Origin of the sequence: Rhodoflexus caldus (assembly GCF_021206925.1) — a bacterium.
GTDB classification, from domain to species: domain Bacteria; phylum Bacteroidota; class Bacteroidia; order Cytophagales; family Thermoflexibacteraceae; genus Rhodoflexus; species Rhodoflexus caldus.
In genome coordinates this window covers 1-16,925 of record NZ_JAJPRF010000011.1, presented here as the reverse complement: position 1 = coordinate 16,925, position 16,925 = coordinate 1, and the positions used below count along the sequence as shown (strand labels likewise).

The 16,925-nt window shown below is 47.9% G+C and carries 19 protein-coding genes; 16 read left to right on the top strand and 3 right to left on the bottom strand.

What is annotated here, in order from left to right:
• Positions 1-133: 133 nt before the first annotated feature.
• The gene (locus NDK19_RS12170) at positions 134-2,722 is read right to left on the bottom strand and encodes a leucine-rich repeat domain-containing protein (RefSeq protein WP_250632167.1); all 2,589 of its coding nucleotides are present in this window, start codon (positions 2,720-2,722) and stop codon (positions 134-136) included.
• A 206-nt stretch (positions 2,723-2,928) separates the two neighbouring features.
• Between NDK19_RS12170 and NDK19_RS12165 the strand changes: the two genes are divergently transcribed.
• From NDK19_RS12165 to NDK19_RS12110, 12 genes are all read left to right on the top strand, one after another.
• Complete coding sequence (locus NDK19_RS12165; RefSeq protein ID WP_250632166.1) at positions 2,929-3,678, top strand: SGNH/GDSL hydrolase family protein; 750 nt, start codon at positions 2,929-2,931, stop codon at positions 3,676-3,678.
• Positions 3,679-3,768: 90 nt separating this feature from the next.
• Positions 3,769-4,575: an enoyl-ACP reductase FabI gene (locus NDK19_RS12160; protein WP_250632165.1), complete on the top strand. Its 807-nt coding sequence runs from the start codon at positions 3,769-3,771 to the stop codon at positions 4,573-4,575.
• 72 nt (positions 4,576-4,647) lie between these two features.
• Entirely contained in the window at positions 4,648-4,902 is a 255-nt protein-coding gene (gene rpmB, locus NDK19_RS12155) for a 50S ribosomal protein L28 (RefSeq protein ID WP_250632164.1), read from the top strand.
• Positions 4,903-4,921: 19 nt separating this feature from the next.
• Entirely contained in the window at positions 4,922-5,104 is a 183-nt protein-coding gene (gene rpmG / locus NDK19_RS12150) for a 50S ribosomal protein L33 (protein WP_250632163.1), read from the top strand.
• A gap of 5 nt (positions 5,105-5,109) precedes the next feature.
• On the top strand, positions 5,110-5,265 hold the full coding sequence (locus tag NDK19_RS12145) for a DUF4295 domain-containing protein (protein WP_250632162.1): 156 nt from the start codon (positions 5,110-5,112) through the stop codon (positions 5,263-5,265).
• 132 nt (positions 5,266-5,397) lie between these two features.
• On the top strand, positions 5,398-6,357 hold the full coding sequence (gene ftsY, locus NDK19_RS12140; RefSeq protein ID WP_250632161.1) for a signal recognition particle-docking protein FtsY: 960 nt from the start codon (positions 5,398-5,400) through the stop codon (positions 6,355-6,357).
• The gene (locus tag NDK19_RS12135) at positions 6,357-7,028 is read left to right on the top strand and encodes a rhomboid family intramembrane serine protease (protein ID WP_250632160.1); all 672 of its coding nucleotides are present in this window, start codon (positions 6,357-6,359) and stop codon (positions 7,026-7,028) included. The genes ftsY and NDK19_RS12135 overlap by 1 nt, the downstream gene beginning before the upstream one ends.
• Before the next feature lie 110 nt (positions 7,029-7,138).
• The gene (gene rpsO / locus NDK19_RS12130) at positions 7,139-7,414 is read left to right on the top strand and encodes a 30S ribosomal protein S15 (protein ID WP_250632159.1); all 276 of its coding nucleotides are present in this window, start codon (positions 7,139-7,141) and stop codon (positions 7,412-7,414) included.
• A gap of 402 nt (positions 7,415-7,816) precedes the next feature.
• Positions 7,817-10,009 carry a polyribonucleotide nucleotidyltransferase gene (gene pnp, locus NDK19_RS12125; protein ID WP_250632158.1) on the top strand — a complete coding sequence of 731 codons (2,193 nt, stop codon included), beginning with the start codon at positions 7,817-7,819 and terminating at the stop codon, positions 10,007-10,009.
• 257 nt (positions 10,010-10,266) lie between these two features.
• Positions 10,267-11,130 (top strand): sigma-70 family RNA polymerase sigma factor, encoded by an 864-nt coding sequence (locus tag NDK19_RS12120; RefSeq protein ID WP_250632157.1) that lies wholly within the window; start codon positions 10,267-10,269, stop codon positions 11,128-11,130.
• Between the two features lie 144 nt (positions 11,131-11,274).
• A complete protein-coding gene (locus NDK19_RS12115) occupies positions 11,275-11,595 on the top strand; it encodes a DUF3467 domain-containing protein (RefSeq protein ID WP_250632156.1) in 321 nt (106 codons plus the stop codon).
• An 11-nt stretch (positions 11,596-11,606) separates the two neighbouring features.
• Positions 11,607-12,467, top strand: a complete 861-nt coding sequence (locus NDK19_RS12110) for an alpha/beta hydrolase (protein ID WP_250632155.1) — start codon at positions 11,607-11,609, stop codon at positions 12,465-12,467.
• Positions 12,468-12,502: 35 nt separating this feature from the next.
• Here the strand turns inward: NDK19_RS12110 and dut are convergent, their stop codons facing one another.
• The gene (gene dut / locus NDK19_RS12105; RefSeq protein ID WP_250632154.1) at positions 12,503-12,934 is read right to left on the bottom strand and encodes a dUTP diphosphatase; all 432 of its coding nucleotides are present in this window, start codon (positions 12,932-12,934) and stop codon (positions 12,503-12,505) included.
• A gap of 72 nt (positions 12,935-13,006) precedes the next feature.
• Between dut and NDK19_RS12100 the strand changes: the two genes are divergently transcribed.
• The 4 genes from NDK19_RS12100 to NDK19_RS12085 all read left to right on the top strand — a co-directional run bounded on the left by NDK19_RS12100 (position 13,007) and on the right by NDK19_RS12085 (position 16,379).
• Positions 13,007-13,336, top strand: a complete 330-nt coding sequence (locus tag NDK19_RS12100; RefSeq protein WP_250632153.1) for a tRNA-binding protein — start codon at positions 13,007-13,009, stop codon at positions 13,334-13,336.
• A 60-nt stretch (positions 13,337-13,396) separates the two neighbouring features.
• On the top strand, positions 13,397-14,605 hold the full coding sequence (locus NDK19_RS12095) for a DegT/DnrJ/EryC1/StrS family aminotransferase (protein WP_250632152.1): 1,209 nt from the start codon (positions 13,397-13,399) through the stop codon (positions 14,603-14,605).
• A gap of 80 nt (positions 14,606-14,685) precedes the next feature.
• Entirely contained in the window at positions 14,686-15,156 is a 471-nt protein-coding gene (mntA, locus tag NDK19_RS12090) for a type VII toxin-antitoxin system MntA family adenylyltransferase antitoxin (RefSeq protein WP_250632151.1), read from the top strand.
• Positions 15,157-15,179: 23 nt separating this feature from the next.
• Complete coding sequence (locus NDK19_RS12085; RefSeq protein WP_250632150.1) at positions 15,180-16,379, top strand: hypothetical protein; 1,200 nt, start codon at positions 15,180-15,182, stop codon at positions 16,377-16,379.
• A 106-nt stretch (positions 16,380-16,485) separates the two neighbouring features.
• Here the strand turns inward: NDK19_RS12085 and NDK19_RS12080 are convergent.
• Positions 16,486-16,925: restriction endonuclease (locus NDK19_RS12080; protein ID WP_250632149.1), on the bottom strand; the 440-nt coding region annotated here is incomplete at its 5' end.

Sequence of the window (16,925 nt, the reverse complement as noted above, 5' to 3'; positions counted from 1 at the left end):
GGCAAGAATTTAAATTATCGGAGCGTGTAAGTACAGCGGCAGTAATTGTTATTTTCAGTAGGAAGATTTCAACAGGTAACAAAAAAAAGGAGGCCGCACAGCAAGCCTCCTTTCCATTGCGAAAACGATTCAATTAGTAATATTCTATCTCACAATCGGGTTTGATGCGGCGGAAATTGGCCACTTCCCGCGGCGAAAGTTTAGTGCGGTAGCATTGCACTTTTTTCAGATTGGGCAGACTCTCCAACGGCTTGATGCTGCCGATGGTTGTGCTGTAAAAACTCAATCTTTCCAACTGCTGAAGCCCTTCAATGCCTTTCAGCCGTTTAATGGGCGTACCGGAAATATTCAACTCTTTCAGATTGACAAACGGCAGCACTTCTTCTATTTTCTCAATAGGCGTGCTTTGGATGTCCAGTACTTCCAGATTGCTCAGGCCATGAATGGCTGCCAAGCTGCGAATGGGGTTGCTTGGCAGGCGCAAAATGCGCAGCGACTGTACCTTAGCAAGTGGCGAAAGGTCTTGCACCATTGTATTGCTGAAATTGAATTCATGCAAACGGAACAGCATTTCAACAGGTGTAAGCGTGGTTATTCGCGTACCGGAAGGAATGTTAAGCATGTGTAACTTAGCAATCTGGTGCAGCCCTTCCGACGACGGATTCTCTTCGCGAATGCCGGTTGCTTGTCTGAAAACTTGTTTCCACTCCGGAGCCAGCAATGACCACCAACTTTCCAATGCCCGCGACATGAAGACCACCGTGCGGTCGGGTTTGGCATTGATGTAAGCAGCAAATTGTTCTTGATTGACGGAAGTATTGTCGGCATACAGCGTAGTAAGCGCGGGCAGGTTCTGAATGGCAGCCAAAGAGGAAACCTGCGTGCCCGAAATATCCAAATAACTCAACTGTTTCAATCCGCCAAGCGGTGCAAGGTCGCTGATGCGCGTGCTGCGACACTCAATGTGTTCCAAATCGTCCAAAAACTGCAACGGTGAGAGGTCGATAACGCTTGTGCTGCTGCATTTGAGCTTTTTCAGTTCACGCAAGGCTTTGAGCGGTTCCAAAGTAGTGATATCGGCCTTCCCCGTAATATCTATCTCGGTCAGGCGGGCAATTTGTGCTAACTGCTCACGGCTTGGATTAGACCCCGAAATGCGCACATAGGTAATAATGACATTGCGCCAACGGCGCGGCAATTTTTCCCACCAACTCGCCATAGCATCGCTGTTGTTCATCACCAAGCATTTGGGGTTGGCAGCGATGAAACGGTTAATTTCTTCCCGACTGAGTGGCGTCCCGTCGGCATAGATGCGCTCCAAAGAAGCCATACCGCTTAACTCCGTCAGGCTGCTGACGCGGGTATTGTTGATGGAAAGTAACTGCAAACTGCTTTTACCGCGCAGCGCCCCCACAGAGTTGATAAGCGTGTTGTCTAAATAGAGTCTTTCTAATGCAGGCAGTGCCGCCAACGGCGCAATGTTGCTGATTTTCAAGTCCGAAACATCCAAAAATTGCAAACTTTTCAGTTTTTCAATGCCGTTCAGATTGGTGGCAGGCAAATTGGTTGCTTGAAGCGTTTGCAAACGGCTCAGGTCGGCAAGTGCCTCCCAACTGCTGACTTGCGTATTGGAAATATTGAGTTGCTGCAATTGCAATAAATTGCCGATAGGCGAAAGGTCGGCAACAGGCACTCCCGCGAGGTTCAGTTGTTGCAGCGCCGAAAGGTATTTGAGCGGGTCTAAAGAAGTAACGGGCGTTCCCGAAATATCCAGATTTTCCAAACGGGCAAGGTTGCGCAGCGGCCACAAATCGGCGATGCCCGTTTGTGCAAGTTTCAGCGAGCGCAGCCCCGTCAGTTCAGACAGCGGGTCAAATGAAGTAATCAGCCCCGAACGTACCGCATTGCTCAAATCCAATGCCTCTATTTGCGTAACAGCCCGCAGTTGTTCCAACCCAACCTCTGCCTGATTGGCAAACTGCGGCGCTACCAAATTTTTCCATTCAGGCGAAAGCCCCGCCCACCATTGCTGCAATTCCTGCGCTTCGTCCAAACGGTTGGTATAGATGCTGGCAATTTTCATTTCCCGACGCACCGTGTCAATGTTCATTTCCACATAGCGCAACTGGTTGTGCGTAATGGGCGTTCCGTCCAGCAGTACTGCATTCAACTCGCGATTGAGGGTAACTTTCACCACGCGTGTGCCCTGCTCCGAGAGGAGTTGCTCGGTGCGTTTGTGTGTGAGCTTAAATTCTGCCCGCTTAAAAAAGAAGTCAATATCTTTCAAATATGCCTGTACATCTTTGTTGGTAGGCGTTGTGCGCCGCGTATCAAGGTCATCTTCTATCTGAACTTTGCTGTCGCGAAATACTTTCAGATAACTGGTTTTAACGATTTCCTCTTTATCCTGCAAAGGTGTATCTTCTGCCCCTAATTCATTGAAAATCAGTTCTAAAAACTCAATAATCTGATAAACCTGCGTTTGATAATAAGGCTCCAAAGCTCCCAACTCGCGTTTGGCAACCGCTGTTGCGGGCTGCGTGGCAGGTGGTTTGGTCTGCGCAGCGGCCGGCTTCTTAACCGTTGTAGTCGGTTTTTTTGTAGCAGGCTTGGGGTTGCTCCCCGGCTTTTGTGCCCAAGCATCCGGCAACGACAGCCCGCACACCAAAGCAACGACCGCCGGAACAACATATGTTTTTAACAATTCATTTAGCAGTTTCATAGAAGATGTTGTACTTTTTTAGGAATATCTGCAAAAATCGGGGTTTATTACCGCAATAATTGTTTATTAACACGAAAATTGCCGCTATTGAAGCGTTATTTTATTTGCCGAACAACGCCCTAACCGGAACTTTTGCCCTGTGTTTGCGTGTTTAAGCAAATTGTAACAGAAAAACTATCAACAAAAAAGCTGCCTGATATAACACTATGGAACGATTACAACGCAATATCAGCTTGGGCATCTTTGCCCTGATTGCCGTTGCATTATTGCTCCGCTGGGCAGCACAGTTCCAAATCAATGCCGAACTGCAACAAGCACGCCGCGAGGCCGCCGTTCAGGACAGCATCGCGCATATCAGCGACTCTCTCCGTCGCAATCAGCGCATCGTAGCCAAAGGCAAAGTAAAAAAAGGAAAAGAATTGGTTTTCCATGAAAAAAATGACGGCAGCCGCCACCGCATCCTATTAACAGGCGACTCCATGGGCGACGGGCTGTTTCTTGCTTGGCGCAAACTCCGCAAACAGGGCAACTTTGACATCCGTTATCAGCCTTGGTACGGCTCTACTACCGACAGTTGGGCAAAAACCGATAAGCTGGAAAACATGATTAAAAGTTATCGGCCTACATTAGTAATTTTTTCGCTTGGTGCCAATCAGATTAACGACCATAAAATTGCAGCCAAAGAAGACCACATCCGCGAGATAGTCAGGCAAATGAGCGATGCAGAATTTATTTGGATAGGGCCGCCCAACTGGAAAGAAGACACCGGAATTAACAATCTGATAATCAAATATGTAGGCCGCGAACGATTCTTCGATTCACGCCAATTGACCTTCGAGCGCCGCAAAGACGGTGCACACCCCACCGAAAAATCCGCCGCCATCTGGGCAGACAGTATCAGCCAATGGATTGACCGCAATCCGCATATCACTTTTTCCTTCCGCGGCAACCGATAAATTGCGCCAACTCCCCCCGCTTTTTTGCGTAGTTACGCAGGTTTGTTAATTTGCACCCGATTTTTTCCACTTTAATTCAACGATTTAGCAATGTATAATCTGTTAAAAGGCAAAAGAGGCATTATTACGGGCGCACTTGACAGCAACTCAATCGCATGGCGTGTGGCGCTGCGTGCCAAACAGGAAGGCGCTTCTTTCACACTGACCAACGCGCCGATTGCCCTGCGCATGGGTGAAATCAATAAATTGGCAGAAGAGTGCCAAACCATCGTCATTCCGGCAGATGCTACTTCGGTAGAAGATTTGGAAAACCTGTACCGCCAATCAATGGAGCATTTGGGCGGTAAAATAGACTTCGTGTTGCACTCCATAGGCATGAGCCCCAACGTGCGCAAAAAGAAAGAATACGGCGATTTGAACTACGAGTGGTTCATGAAAACATTGGATATTTCTGCCATTTCTTTCCACAAAATGATGCAAACCGGTGAAAAACTGGCAGCCTTTAACGATTATGCCTCCATCGTAGGGCTTACCTACATCGCTGCACAGCGCGTATTCCCCGACTACGGCGATATGGCACAGGCCAAAGCCTTGCTGGAATCTATCGCCCGCAGCTACGGCTACCGCCTTGGCAAATCGCAAAAAATCCGCGTCAATACCATTTCCCAATCACCGACACCAACCACCGCAGGCACAGGCGTAGGCGGCTTTGACGCATTCCTTAAATATGCCGATGATATGTCGCCGCTGGGCAATGCCACTGCCGACGATTGCGCCGATTACGTCATCACCCTGTTTTCAGACCTGACACGCAAAGTAACCATGCAAAACCTTTTCCATGACGGCGGGTTCAGCAGCATGGGCATTAGCGAGACAGTTATGGGAAAGTCAAATTAAATATTTGATAGTCTGTTGGTTTTTTATTGCCCTTACACTAATTTTGCAGTCCTGTTCAAAAAAGGTATCACCATGTCTAAAATTTGCGATATCACCGGCAAGCGTGTTCGTATTGGAAATAACGTATCGCACGCTAACAATAAAACGAAGCGTACTTTCGCTCCCAACTTGCAGAAAAAGAAATTCTACCTGCCTGAAGAAGACCGCTGGGTAACTTTGAAAGTATCTACTTCCGCTATGCGTACCATTACTAAAAATGGTCTGGGCAATGTCCTGAAAGAAGCTGCTGCCAAAGGCACGCTGTCATCTAAAGTGAAGTTGAAATAATCAAACCGGAACATATACAATGGCAAAGAAAGGCAATCGCATCCAGGTAATTCTGGAATGCACCGAGCATAAAAATTCAGGTATGGGCGGCATGTCGCGTTACATTACGACCAAAAACCGTAAAAATACTCCTGAGCGCTTGGAATTGAAAAAATACAACCCAATTCTGAAACGCTACACCCTTCACAGAGAAATTAAGTAATTGTCATGGCTAAGAAAGTAGTTGCTACCCTGAAAAAAGAAGGCGGCGTTAAATATACCCGCGTTGTAAAGGCCGTTAAGTCGCCTAAGACAGGTGCGTATATTTTTAAAGAGGAGATTATGCCTGAAGACCAGGTAAAAGAATTCCTCAACGCAAAGTAATTCCGGCATTCAGTCAGTCAGTTGCCGACAGAACTGTTGCTGCCTTAAACCCTAAGGATTTTCCCAATCCTTAGGGTTTTTATCATTAAACTTCGCAATTTTAAGGGCTAATTTCAACGCAACCGCATTACAATGGGTTTATTCGGATTTTTTTCTAAGGAGCAAAAAGAATCGCTCGATAAAGGACTTGAAAAAAGCAGCAAAGGCTTCTTTTCCATGCTGACCAAAGCCGTTGCCGGCAAATCGCAGGTAGACGAAGAAGTGCTTGACGAATTGGAGAACATTCTGATTGCCTCAGATGTAGGTGCAGCAACTACCATCAAAGTTATTCGCAGCATAGAAGAGCGCGTAAAGCGCGACAAATATGTCAGCACCTCCGAGTTGGACAGCATCATCCGCGATGAAATAAAAGCCTTGCTGGCCAAAAACCCACAAGACACACTCGACGGTTTTCGCATCCCCGAAAACAAACGCCCCTACGTACTTATGGTGGTTGGCGTAAACGGTGTAGGCAAAACCACCACTATTGGCAAACTGGCTGCCCAATTCAAAAAACAAGGTTACAGCGTGGTTATCGGTGCAGCCGATACGTTCCGCGCCGCAGCGGTAGACCAAATCAAACTTTGGGGCGAGCGCGTAGGCGTGCCCGTTATAGACCACGGCATGAATACAGACCCTTCTGCCGTAGCCTTTGATGCCGTTAAAAAAGGCACGGAAATGGGCGCAGACATTATCATCATAGACACGGCAGGCCGCTTGCACACCAAAGTCAATTTGATGAACGAGTTGGCAAAAATCAAGCGCGTACAACAGAAGTTCATTCCCGATGCGCCCCATGAAGTCATGCTTGTACTGGACGGCAGCACCGGACAAAATGCATTTCTGCAAGCCGTTGAGTTCACCAAAGCCACCGAGGTAAACTCACTGGCTATCACCAAATTAGACGGCTCTGCCAAAGGCGGTGTTGTTATCGGTATCTCCGACCAATTTAAAATTCCGGTGAAATACATTGGCGTAGGCGAAAAAATTGAAGACCTGCAAATTTTCAACCGCGATGAATTTGTAGACTCGTTCTTCAAAAAACAAAACTGATGCGCCTTTCCCGAAGTTTCCTGCTGAGCCTGCTGCTGACTGCTCCTTTTGTACTATTCGGGCTGCTGCAATGGCTTTCAGGGTACAACTGGGCGCGTTTGGGCATTTTCCCGCGTTCGTTGTTGGGTGCCGTCGGCATCTTGACTGCCCCGCTGGTGCATGGCGATTGGCTGCATCTCGTTTCCAATCTGTTTCCTTTGCTGATTCTTTGCACGGCTACATTCCTGTTCTATCCGCGCGAGAGCCGCTCTGTGCTAACGGTGGCCTATTTCGGCACCGGCATTGGCGTTTGGCTGCTGGCACGACCCTCCTATCATATCGGCGTAAGCGGACAGGTTTATGCGCTGGCCTCATTCCTGTTTTTTTCGGGCGTATTTCGCCGCAACCGCGCCTCGCTGATGATTGCTTTGGGCGTAGGTGCCCTGTACGGCGGGATGTTGCAAGGCGTATTCCCGCAAGTGGGGCAATTGAATGTTTCTTGGGAATCGCACCTGCTGGGAGCACTCGTCGGGGCGTTTCTTGCTTGGCACTACCGCAATATGGCCGCCCCTCTGCTCACCATGCCGCGCCACCACGACCCCGTACTCTTTGACATAGAAGAAGGCTATCGCCCCTTGCGCAACAAACGAATGCGTTATATTTTTATACCTCGCACCAAACAAGGACAATAGTTTTTCCGATTTTTTCGCCTATATTTGCAGCCTGTTTTTAAACCTTTGATTTATTACAGGCTTTCAACGCAAGGTAAAGGCCGGTTTTAAATCGTAAACTCTTCAAAGTCATGTATTTAGATAAAGAAACCAAAGAAGAGATTTTTGCAAAGCACGGTTTTGCAAAATCTGCAAAAGACACAGGTTCTCCAGAGTCTCAAATTGCGTTGTTCACGCACCGCATCAACCACCTGACCGAGCACCTGAAAGTTCACAAAAAAGACAACGGCAGCCGTTTAGGTCTGCTCAAGCTGGTAGGTAAGCGTCGCAGCCTGCTGAACTACCTTCAGCGCACCGATATCATGCGTTATCGTGCAATTATTGCCGAGCTGAATATCAGAAAATAACAGATTAAAGGGAGCTTGTTTACAAGTTCCCTTTTTTTAGTTAATTTTGTTTCCGAGGTTTTCGGCAAAAACGATTAAGCAAATGCAAGCATCTTAGACAAGCCCACGGGATTTTGCGGACAACACGGTTTTTCGCTGATTTTTTAAATCCGAAACGCCGAATCCGAGCCCCGAAATATCGGTCTGTTTTGCTTGATTACTTAACATAGCTGCAAACCTTCTGTAGATGATGTTGCCCCGGATTTCAAAGCGGCCAATCCGATAAGGTAACGAAGCGGTTAAGCACAGTACGGTCTTTATCAATCAGCCAAGACCTTCTTCTGTTCCCACCGACCAAAGATTCCCCGCGGAACATCAGCAAGCAGACTGTATCTTGTGTAAAAAATTCACTTAAATTAAACAATGCAATTCAACGCAGTTACAAAAACGATTGTCATGCCCGACGGCAGACAAATCACTATTGAAACAGGTAAACTTGCGCGTCAGGCAGATGGCGCAGTAGTAGTACGCACGGGCAATATGATGTTGCTGGCAACCGTTGTTTCCGTACCGGAAGCCAAAGAAGACCAAGACTTTTTCCCGCTTTCGGTTGATTATCAGGAAAAATTTGCAGCTATGGGCAAAATTCCCGGCAGTTTTCAGCGCCGTGAAAGCAAGCTGTCCGACTATGAAGTGCTCATCAGCCGATTGGTGGACAGAGCCATCCGCCCGCTGTTTCCGGAAGACTACCTCGCCGATACGCAAATTAACGTGATTTTAATTTCGGGCGACCCCGAAGTAATGCCCGACAGCTACGCCGCACTGGCAGCGTCGGCTGCCCTTGCCGTCTCGGATATCCCTTTCAACGGGCCTATTTCCGAAGTGCGCGTTATCAAACACCAAGGGCAATTTTTGATTAATCCCAAAGCCGATTTGTTGAAAGATGCCGACTTAGACCTGATTGTGGCGGCTTCTTACGACAATATTGTGATGGTAGAAGGCGAAGCCAATGAATGTTCGGAAGAAGACCTGTTGCAGGCTTTAAAAACCGCACATGAAGCCATCAAGATTCAGGTGCAGGCACAGCGCGAACTGACCGAAATGGTCGGCAAAACCGAAAAACGCGCCTACAGCCACGTAAAACACGACCCTGAACTGGAAAAAGAACTGTTTGAACGCTACTACGATGCCTACCTGAACGTAGCCCGTACCCCTGCCCCTAAACAGGAGCGCAGCGCTGCTTTCAAGGCAATCAAAGAAGAATATTTGAACAGCCTTCCCGAAGACACAACCATTGATAAGAAGATGGCTGCGCGCTATCTGGACAACATTAAATGGCTGGCTGCCCGCAATTTGGTATTAGAGTACAACATACGCCTTGATGGCCGTAAGTTAGACGAAATTCGCCCGATTGCCTGCGAAGTGGACTTTCTGCCTTCGCCGCACGGCTCGGCGCTGTTTACCCGCGGCGAAACCCAATCGCTGACCACTGTTACGCTGGGTACAAAGTTGGACGAACAAATTATTGACGGGGCTATGATTGGCGGTATGAGCAAATTCATGTTGCACTACAACTTTCCGGCCTTCTCTACGGGTGAGGTGAAGCCCAACCGCGCACCCGGCCGTCGCGAGGTAGGCCACGGCAATTTGGCCAGTCGTGCCATTAAAAAAGTAATGCCTCCCGAAGAAGAAAACCCATATACCATCCGCGTAGTTTCCGATATTCTGGAATCAAACGGCTCTTCATCTATGGCAACCGTATGCGCAGGTTCGCTTGCACTTATGGATGCCGGTATCAAAATCAAAGCGCCTGTTTCAGGCATTGCCATGGGTATGATTTCGGACAGTAAAACCGGAAAATATGCCATCCTTTCCGATATCCTCGGCGACGAAGACCATTTGGGCGATATGGACTTCAAAGTAACCGGCACGGCTAAGGGCATCACGGCTTGCCAGATGGATATCAAAGTGGACGGGCTGTCGTATGAAGTCCTCGCCGAAGCGCTTGAACAAGCACGCAAAGGCCGCTTGCACATTCTGGGAGAAATGGCAAAAGCCATCAGCCAACCACGCGAAGACCTCAAACCACATGCACCGCGTTGTGTAACGCTTCGCATTCCGGGAGATATGATTGGCGCGGTTATCGGCCCGGGCGGCAAAATTATTCAGGAAATGCAACGTACTTCCGGTGCGACCATCAACATAGAAGAAGTTGGCAATGAAGGCGTTGTAACCATCTTCTCGGCCAATAAAGATTCGCTTGACATCGCGCTGCGCGAAGTAAAAGCAATAGTGGCAACGCCCGAAGTCGGAGAAGTTTACACAGGCATAGTACGCTCCATCCAGCCTTTCGGTGCTTTCGTTGAGTTCATGAAAGGCAAAGACGGCCTGCTGCATATTTCCGAAATTAAGTGGGAACGTTTGGAATCAATGGACGGCGTGCTGGAAATCGGTGAAGAAATACAGGTTCAGCTTACCGAAATTGACAAGAAAACGGGCAAATATCGCCTGTCGCGTAAAGTATTGCTGCCCAAACCCGAAGGATATGCCAACGGCAGCGGCGAGCGCAGAGGCGGCGATAAAAACCGCAAACCCGACAACAAGCGCTCGCGATAAGCAATAATTTTGAACGGTTCTTAATAAAAGCCTTGCCGCATTAGTAAAACGGCAAGGCTTTTTTGTGCTTATTACCTACCCACAAATTTTTTACTTACAACTATTTGAAAAGTGAAACCGAAACTTTAATTTCGGGAATATCGTACAAAGCGTAAGAATGGGGTAAGTTTTGCACTTTGTTTGCATAATTTACAATTTTGATGCTATCCGATAAAACTCTACTAACAGATTTACTTTACACAACTTAAACATCAACCATGAGGCAGCTAAAGATTAGCAAGCAGATTACTAATCGCGAAAGTCAGTCTTTGGACAAGTATCTGCAAGAAATCGGCAAAGTAGATTTGCTGAACCCCGACGAGGAAGTAGAACTTGCCAAACGCATCAAAGACAACGATGCACAAGCTCTTGAAAGACTCACTAAGGCCAATTTGCGATTCGTTGTTTCGGTCGCCAAACAGTACCAAAATCAAGGCTTGTCATTAGGCGACCTGATTAATGAGGGCAATCTGGGCTTAATTAAGGCCGCTCAGCGCTTTGATGAAACTCGCGGATTCAAGTTTATCTCCTATGCCGTTTGGTGGATTCGTCAGTCTATTCTGCAAGCACTGGCCGAGCAGTCGCGCATTGTTCGCCTGCCTTTGAACCGCGTAGGCTCACTTAACAAAATTGCCAAAACATTTTCCGAGTTAGAGCAGAAATACGAACGCGAACCCTCTCCCGAAGAATTGGCAGAGGTAATGGATATGCCTCTTGGCGAAGTGAATGAAACCATCAAAATTTCAGGCAGACACGTGTCGGTAGATGCACCCTTTAAGCAAGACGAAGAAAACACCTTGCTTGACGTAATTGAAGGCGGTGATGCGCATCGCCCCGATGTTACGCTGATGGATGACTCATTGCGCCGCGAAGTACAACGTGCACTTTCCACACTTACGCCACGCGAAGCAGACGTGGTTACGCTTTACTTCGGCTTGAACGGTGAAAGTGCTCTGACATTAGAAGAAATTGGTGAAAAATTTGACCTTACTCGTGAGCGCGTCCGCCAAATTAAAGAAAAGGCCATCCGTCGCTTACGCCATACCTCACGCAGCAAAGCACTGAAAACTTATTTGGGATAAACAAATACACATCATTATAAATTCAGCAAAAAACCCGCGAGGCCTTCAAAGGCTTCTCGGGTTTTTTGTGCATTTGTGCATCATTTTTTCAAACAATGTAAAAAACGATTATTTTGCAAAACGTAAGTTAATATTCATGTAACCATGCAACACGAAGAACTGGAAGGCGACCAGCCGCTGAACATAGAGTTGCCCGAAGAAATTGCTGACGGCGTGTACACCAACTTAGCAATGATTGCACATTCTCACACCGAATTTGTCATTGATTTTATCAGCATGTTGCCCGCGATGCCTAAAGCCAAAGTGCGCTCGCGCGTAATTACCACTCCCGAACATGCCAAAAGATTATTAATGGCATTGAAAGACAATATTGACAAATACGAAGAAACTTTCGGCAAAATTAAATTGGCAGAAGAGCCTATTCGCTTCCCGATGAACTTCGGGGGCACTATGGGCGAGGCTTAACGGTTTGCTGTATGACGGCACACGATTTTTCTTTTGAATGGCAAACGCAAGACCAAGTCATGCTGAAAGGGCGCTGCTGGTTGCCTGAGCAGCCCAAAGCCCTCGTTTGCTTGGTGCATGGCTTTGCCGAGCACATAGGGCGCTACGTACACGTAGCCGCATATCTCAATGCACAGGGGTACGGCCTGATGGGCTTTGACCTCCGCGGACATGGTCAATCGGGCGGGCGGCGCGGACATACGCCAACTTATGAAGACTTGTTGGAAAATATCCGCGAAATGATGGCGCTGGCTGCCGAAAAATTTGAAGGCTTGCCGCTGTTTCTGTATGGCCACAGCATGGGTGGCAATCTGGCAGCTAACTACCTGATTCGCCACCAACCCAACTACCTCAAAGGGGCAGTGATAACAAGCCCGTGGCTGCGACTGACGCAAGAGCCGCCTCTGCCGCTGAAAATACTTGCCAAAGTTGCCTACCTCATTTTCCCGCAACTGATGAACCCTGCCAACCTGAAATTGGAGCACCTGAGCAAGGACACCACCGTGCAACAGGCTTACGGGGCTGACCCGATGATTCTGCGTAAAATATCGGCAGGTATGTTTACCGTTGTCAGCAAGGCGGGGCTGCTGGCTATCCGTCAGGCCGATAAAATAACGCTGCCTGTGCTGCTGATGCATGGATTAGACGATAAAATTACCAGTGCCGATGCAACTCGCGAGTTTGCGCAGCGCATGCAACCTGAGCTGCTAACGGCTCATTATTGGGAAAACATGCGCCACGAACTGCACAACGAAACAGAAAAAGAACAGGTATTGGCGCTGATAGTCAAATGGTTAGATGACAAAATGAGCGTATCGGAAACATCGGTTTGATGCTAAACATCCGGCCGATGTTTCAATACCTTTTATCAAACCCCTGTGCTTCCGTAGCCACCCGCGCCGCGTTCGGTATCTGAAAGGCTTTCAACGGGCTGCCAAATGATGCGTTCATGGCGTGAAATGACCATTTGGGCGATGCGCGCACCGTTTTCAACTACAAAATCTTCCTGCCCCAAATTGATGAGCAAGACCTTGATTTCGCCGCGATAGTCGGCGTCAATAGTGCCGGGCGAATTGACAATACTGATGCCGTGTTTCAATGCCAAACCGCTGCGCGGGCGGATTTGTGCCTCAAAGCCTGCGGGCAGTTCCATGAATAAACCTGTGGGAATCAGTGCGCGTTGCAACGGAGCCAGCACAACGGGCTGCTCCAAATGTGCGCAAATATCCATTCCCGCCGAAAGTTCGGTTTGGTAGTGCGGCAGCGGATGCCCTGAACGATTGATGATTTTAACTTCCATTACCTTTGAAAAAACGAGCCGAAATTAGGCTAAAAATGGTTTGCGGTTCATCTGCAATCAAAAAAATATCCGATGATTACTTGGGAAGACTTTGAAAAAATTGACCTGCGCGTAGGCACCATCATAGCGGCTGATGATTTTCCGAAGGCGCGAAAACCTGCCTACAAGCTGCAAATAGACTTTGGCGAATTGGGTATTCGCAAAAGTTCGGCACAAATTACCAAACGCTACACGAAAGAGGAACTCATAGGCAGGCAGGTAGTTGCCGTGGTGAATTTTCCGCCCAAACAGGTAGCGGATTTTATGTCGGAATGCCTTGTGCTGGGTGTGGTGGACGGCAGCGGCGATGTGATTCTGTTACGCCCCGATGCACCCGCCGCAAACGGGCAGAAAATAGCGTAGTTCTGCACGCAAAACTGTAATTTTGCAGGCAAAAATTGTGTATTTAATCCCATTGAAACCATGCCGGGCTCAGAACTGATTGGCGCAGAAGAGCGCAAAGAGATTAACGACGTATTGGAGACAGGTATTCTGTTCCGCTATAACCACGACGAACAACGCAAAGGCCACTGGAAAGCCAAAACTTTTGAACAGGAACTGGCAAAATTTACGGGCGCAGAGCACGCACTGATGTGTTCCAGCGGTACAACCGCCGTAGCGCTTTGTATGGCTGCCTGCGGCCTTGGCATGGGCGATGAAGTGCTGGTGCCGCCCTTTACCTACATTGCAACCATTGAGGGCGTATTGCTGGGCGGTGCAATACCCAAGTTTGTAGATATTGACGAAACGCTGTGCCTTAGCCCTGCGGCTATCCGTGCGGCCATTACGCCTAAAACCAAAGCCGTTGTATTGGTGCACATGTGCGGTGCAATGGCACAAATTGACGAAATCGTTCAGATTTGCAACGAGCACAACCTCATCCTGATTGAAGATACGGCACAGGCATTAGGAGCTTCTTTCAAAGGAAAAATGCTGGGTACTTTCGGTAAAGTGGGCGCATATTCCTTTGACTTCTTTAAAATCATCACCGCAGGCGAAGGCGGCGCAATAGTTACGAACGACAAGCAGATGTACCTGAATGCCGACATGTTCAGCGACCACGGCCACGACCACATCGGCAATAACCGCGGCATGGAAGGCCACCCTGTGCTGGGTACCAACTTCCGCACCAGCGAACTGCACGCAGCGGTTGCACTCGCACAACTTCGCAAAATTGATTACATCCTTGCTCAACAGCGCAAGCACAAAAAGCGCCTGAAAGAAACGCTGGCGCAATTCCCTGAAATTACCTTCCGCTATCTGCCTGACCCTGAGGGAGATTCGGCAACGTTCCTCTCGTTTTTCCTGCCCGATGAGGAAACTGCCCGCCGCGTGGTGAAGGCTTTTGCCGAAAACGGTATCGGAGGTATTCAATATTGGTACGACAACCATTTCCACTATATCCGCAACTGGGAGCACCTGCGCGGTATGAAGACCCTGTTCACCATCCCTGCACAAACCATGGAATGCCCGCAAGACTATGCTACGGTGCAGTTCCCTGCAACCGACGCGATTATGCAGCGCCTGATTTCTATGGTGGTGCGCATCACTTGGACAGAGGAGGAACTCAACGCCCTGTGCAATAAGCTCACCGAAGTGCTGAGCGGCGTGCTGACCAAACAGGCGGCGTAGTTAATCAACGTGATAAAATAAAACCCGACAGGATTCTGAAACCTGTCGGGTTTTTTATGTGCAATTCTTAAATTTGGTTCGTGACATTCGCCAATGAGCCATTCTTTATACCCGCTTTTAGGAGCTACTTTAAGGATAAGCCTGTAAAAGAGGTTTATCTGTTTGGTTCATATGCCCGCGGCGAGGCAGATGAAAACTCTGATATTGACTTATTGGTCAGATTAGATTATTCACAAATACGCACCGGACTGGAGTTTTTCAGTATGTGGGACGAGCTTGAAAAAATGACGGGCAAAAAAGTAGATTTTGTGAGCGTAAACGCACTTTCGCCATATGTCAGGGAATTTGTCAATCGGGATAAAATATTGATTTATGAAAAAAGAAAAGCCCGACGATTACATAAGGCTGCTGCATATCCGAGACGCAATCGCAGGGGCACAAAGATTCATCAACGGCTATACCTTTCAATCCTTCATCGCAGACGAAAAGACATTTTTGGCAACCGTCACCTGCGTTTGCAAAAGATATTGAGCAAATCATCAACGAAATAAATAACGAGTAACCTGACCCCATCATGTTTTCCAAATATCGCCAAACATTCAACCAAAACTTTACCGAAGCCCGCTACAATGCCATGCTTGCCGATATCAACGCGCAGTTTGGCTTTGAGGTAGCTTTTAAAATCTGTGAAACGCCCATTTTTATTCCGCCTGCGCTCAAAGCAAGGTTGGAAGAGGCCGGATACGCCATTTGGCAGCAGGTGAACAGCGAGCATTACCGCCGCGAAATGCACCGTGCCATTCCGCCGCACTTGGTCGTACCCAACGATACCGATATGCCCGTTTTTGCCGCCATTGATTTTGCGATTGGCAAAGACGAAAACGGCGAATTGATACCACAACTCATTGAATTACAAGGTTTTCCTTCGCTGTTTGCCTTTCAGCATTTTATTGCGGGCATGTTCAAAAAACATTACGGGCTGCCCGATAATCTGACGCATTTTTTCCCTGCCGAATTGCAGCAAAATGAAGGTCTGTATTTGGGAAAGTTGCGCAAAGCCATTGTAGCAGATGCCGCACCCGAAAACACCATCCTGTTGGAAATTATGCCCGAAAAGCAGAAAACCCGCATTGATTTTGCCTGTACGGAGCGGTTTCTGGGCGTAAAACCCGTGTGTATTACGGCAGTGCGCAAGGACGGCAAAAAATTGTACTACGAACAAGACGGTAAAAAAATTTGGATTGACCGCATCTACAATCGCGTAATTTTTGATGAGTTGAGCCAGCGCACCGATTTGCCGCTGCATTTCAGTTTTACCGATGCGTTGGACGTACAATGGGCAGGGCATCCGAACTGGTTTTTCAAGATGAGCAAGTTTACGCTACCGTTTTTAGACAGCCCCTACGTACCGAAAACCTATTTCCTGCATAAACTGACTGCCATTCCTGAGGATTTAGAAAATTACGTACTCAAACCGCTGTTTTCTTTTGCAGGAGCGGGCGTAAAATTTGACGTAACCCGTGCCGATGTGGATGCCATTCCTGACAGTGAGCGCAGCAACTACGTGCTGATGCGCAAGGTAACATACGAGCCGGTGATAGAAACCTTAGACTACCCCGCCAAAGCCGAATTGCGTTTACTGTTTGTCAATGTAAACGGTCAAATGGAATTGCTGACCAATTTGGTACGCCTCAGCAAAGGCAAAATGATGGGCGTGGATTTCAACAAAGGCATGACTTGGGTAGGCGGTACAATCGGCTTTTTTGAGCGGTAAGTTTATCAGCTACATGGATATACACAAACCTGACAGGTTTAAATACCTGTGTTTCATTAATTTATACAAAGCATTTTTCGCAAATCACTTGTGTTTTTGTATCACACTATATCCACACCGCAAAAATCTCTTTGCCTTTGTGATGAATCAGCTCTTCGCGCCATGTCGGATTGTTGCGGTCGTCAAATATCAACAGCCAGCCTTCATTTACCCCGTGAATCTCCAAATAGTTCGCCAACTGGTCTAAGCCCCTTTCATGCGATTTTTCCCCGCTCCAACGCTTCAATTCAATGATGTATCGCCATTGCATGTAGGTAACGACAATATCCATCCGCTTTTCTTCCGAAGTTTCTACTTCTTTAAATTCATAGCCCCGCCCGTTGATAATCGGTTTGAGGTAGGAAAGAAATATCAGCCGCCATTCCCGCTCTTTGAAATCTTTATCGCGCTTGCTGTACTGCTCTTTCATAAAAGACTGAAACTTGCGCAGCACTTGGTGCATATCAAGGCTGTCATCGTCTTTGATAAATTGACTGCCTACATAGT

Bases quoted from the DNA above. Each gene is read 5' to 3' on its own strand.
- NDK19_RS12110 (WP_250632155.1), top strand. From the start codon at position 11,607: ATGACGGCACACGATTTTTCTTTTGAATGGCAAACGCAAGACCAAGTC.
- pnp (WP_250632158.1), top strand. From the start codon at position 7,817: ATGCAATTCAACGCAGTTACAAAAACGATTGTCATGCCCGACGGCAGA.
- NDK19_RS12170 (WP_250632167.1), bottom strand. From the start codon at position 2,722: ATGAAACTGCTAAATGAATTGTTAAAAACATATGTTGTTCCGGCGGTC.
- rpmB (WP_250632164.1), top strand. From the start codon at position 4,648: ATGTCTAAAATTTGCGATATCACCGGCAAGCGTGTTCGTATTGGAAAT.
- NDK19_RS12165 (WP_250632166.1), top strand. From the start codon at position 2,929: ATGGAACGATTACAACGCAATATCAGCTTGGGCATCTTTGCCCTGATT.
- NDK19_RS12120 (WP_250632157.1), top strand. From the start codon at position 10,267: ATGAGGCAGCTAAAGATTAGCAAGCAGATTACTAATCGCGAAAGTCAG.
- NDK19_RS12095 (WP_250632152.1), top strand. From the start codon at position 13,397: ATGCCGGGCTCAGAACTGATTGGCGCAGAAGAGCGCAAAGAGATTAAC.
- NDK19_RS12145 (WP_250632162.1), top strand. From the start codon at position 5,110: ATGGCTAAGAAAGTAGTTGCTACCCTGAAAAAAGAAGGCGGCGTTAAA.
- NDK19_RS12100 (WP_250632153.1), top strand. From the start codon at position 13,007: ATGATTACTTGGGAAGACTTTGAAAAAATTGACCTGCGCGTAGGCACC.
- NDK19_RS12135 (WP_250632160.1), top strand. From the start codon at position 6,357: ATGCGCCTTTCCCGAAGTTTCCTGCTGAGCCTGCTGCTGACTGCTCCT.
- NDK19_RS12115 (WP_250632156.1), top strand. From the start codon at position 11,275: ATGCAACACGAAGAACTGGAAGGCGACCAGCCGCTGAACATAGAGTTG.
- dut (WP_250632154.1), bottom strand. From the start codon at position 12,934: ATGGAAGTTAAAATCATCAATCGTTCAGGGCATCCGCTGCCGCACTAC.
- NDK19_RS12160 (WP_250632165.1), top strand. From the start codon at position 3,769: ATGTATAATCTGTTAAAAGGCAAAAGAGGCATTATTACGGGCGCACTT.
- ftsY (WP_250632161.1), top strand. From the start codon at position 5,398: ATGGGTTTATTCGGATTTTTTTCTAAGGAGCAAAAAGAATCGCTCGAT.
- rpmG (WP_250632163.1), top strand. From the start codon at position 4,922: ATGGCAAAGAAAGGCAATCGCATCCAGGTAATTCTGGAATGCACCGAG.
- rpsO (WP_250632159.1), top strand. From the start codon at position 7,139: ATGTATTTAGATAAAGAAACCAAAGAAGAGATTTTTGCAAAGCACGGT.
- NDK19_RS12085 (WP_250632150.1), top strand. From the start codon at position 15,180: ATGTTTTCCAAATATCGCCAAACATTCAACCAAAACTTTACCGAAGCC.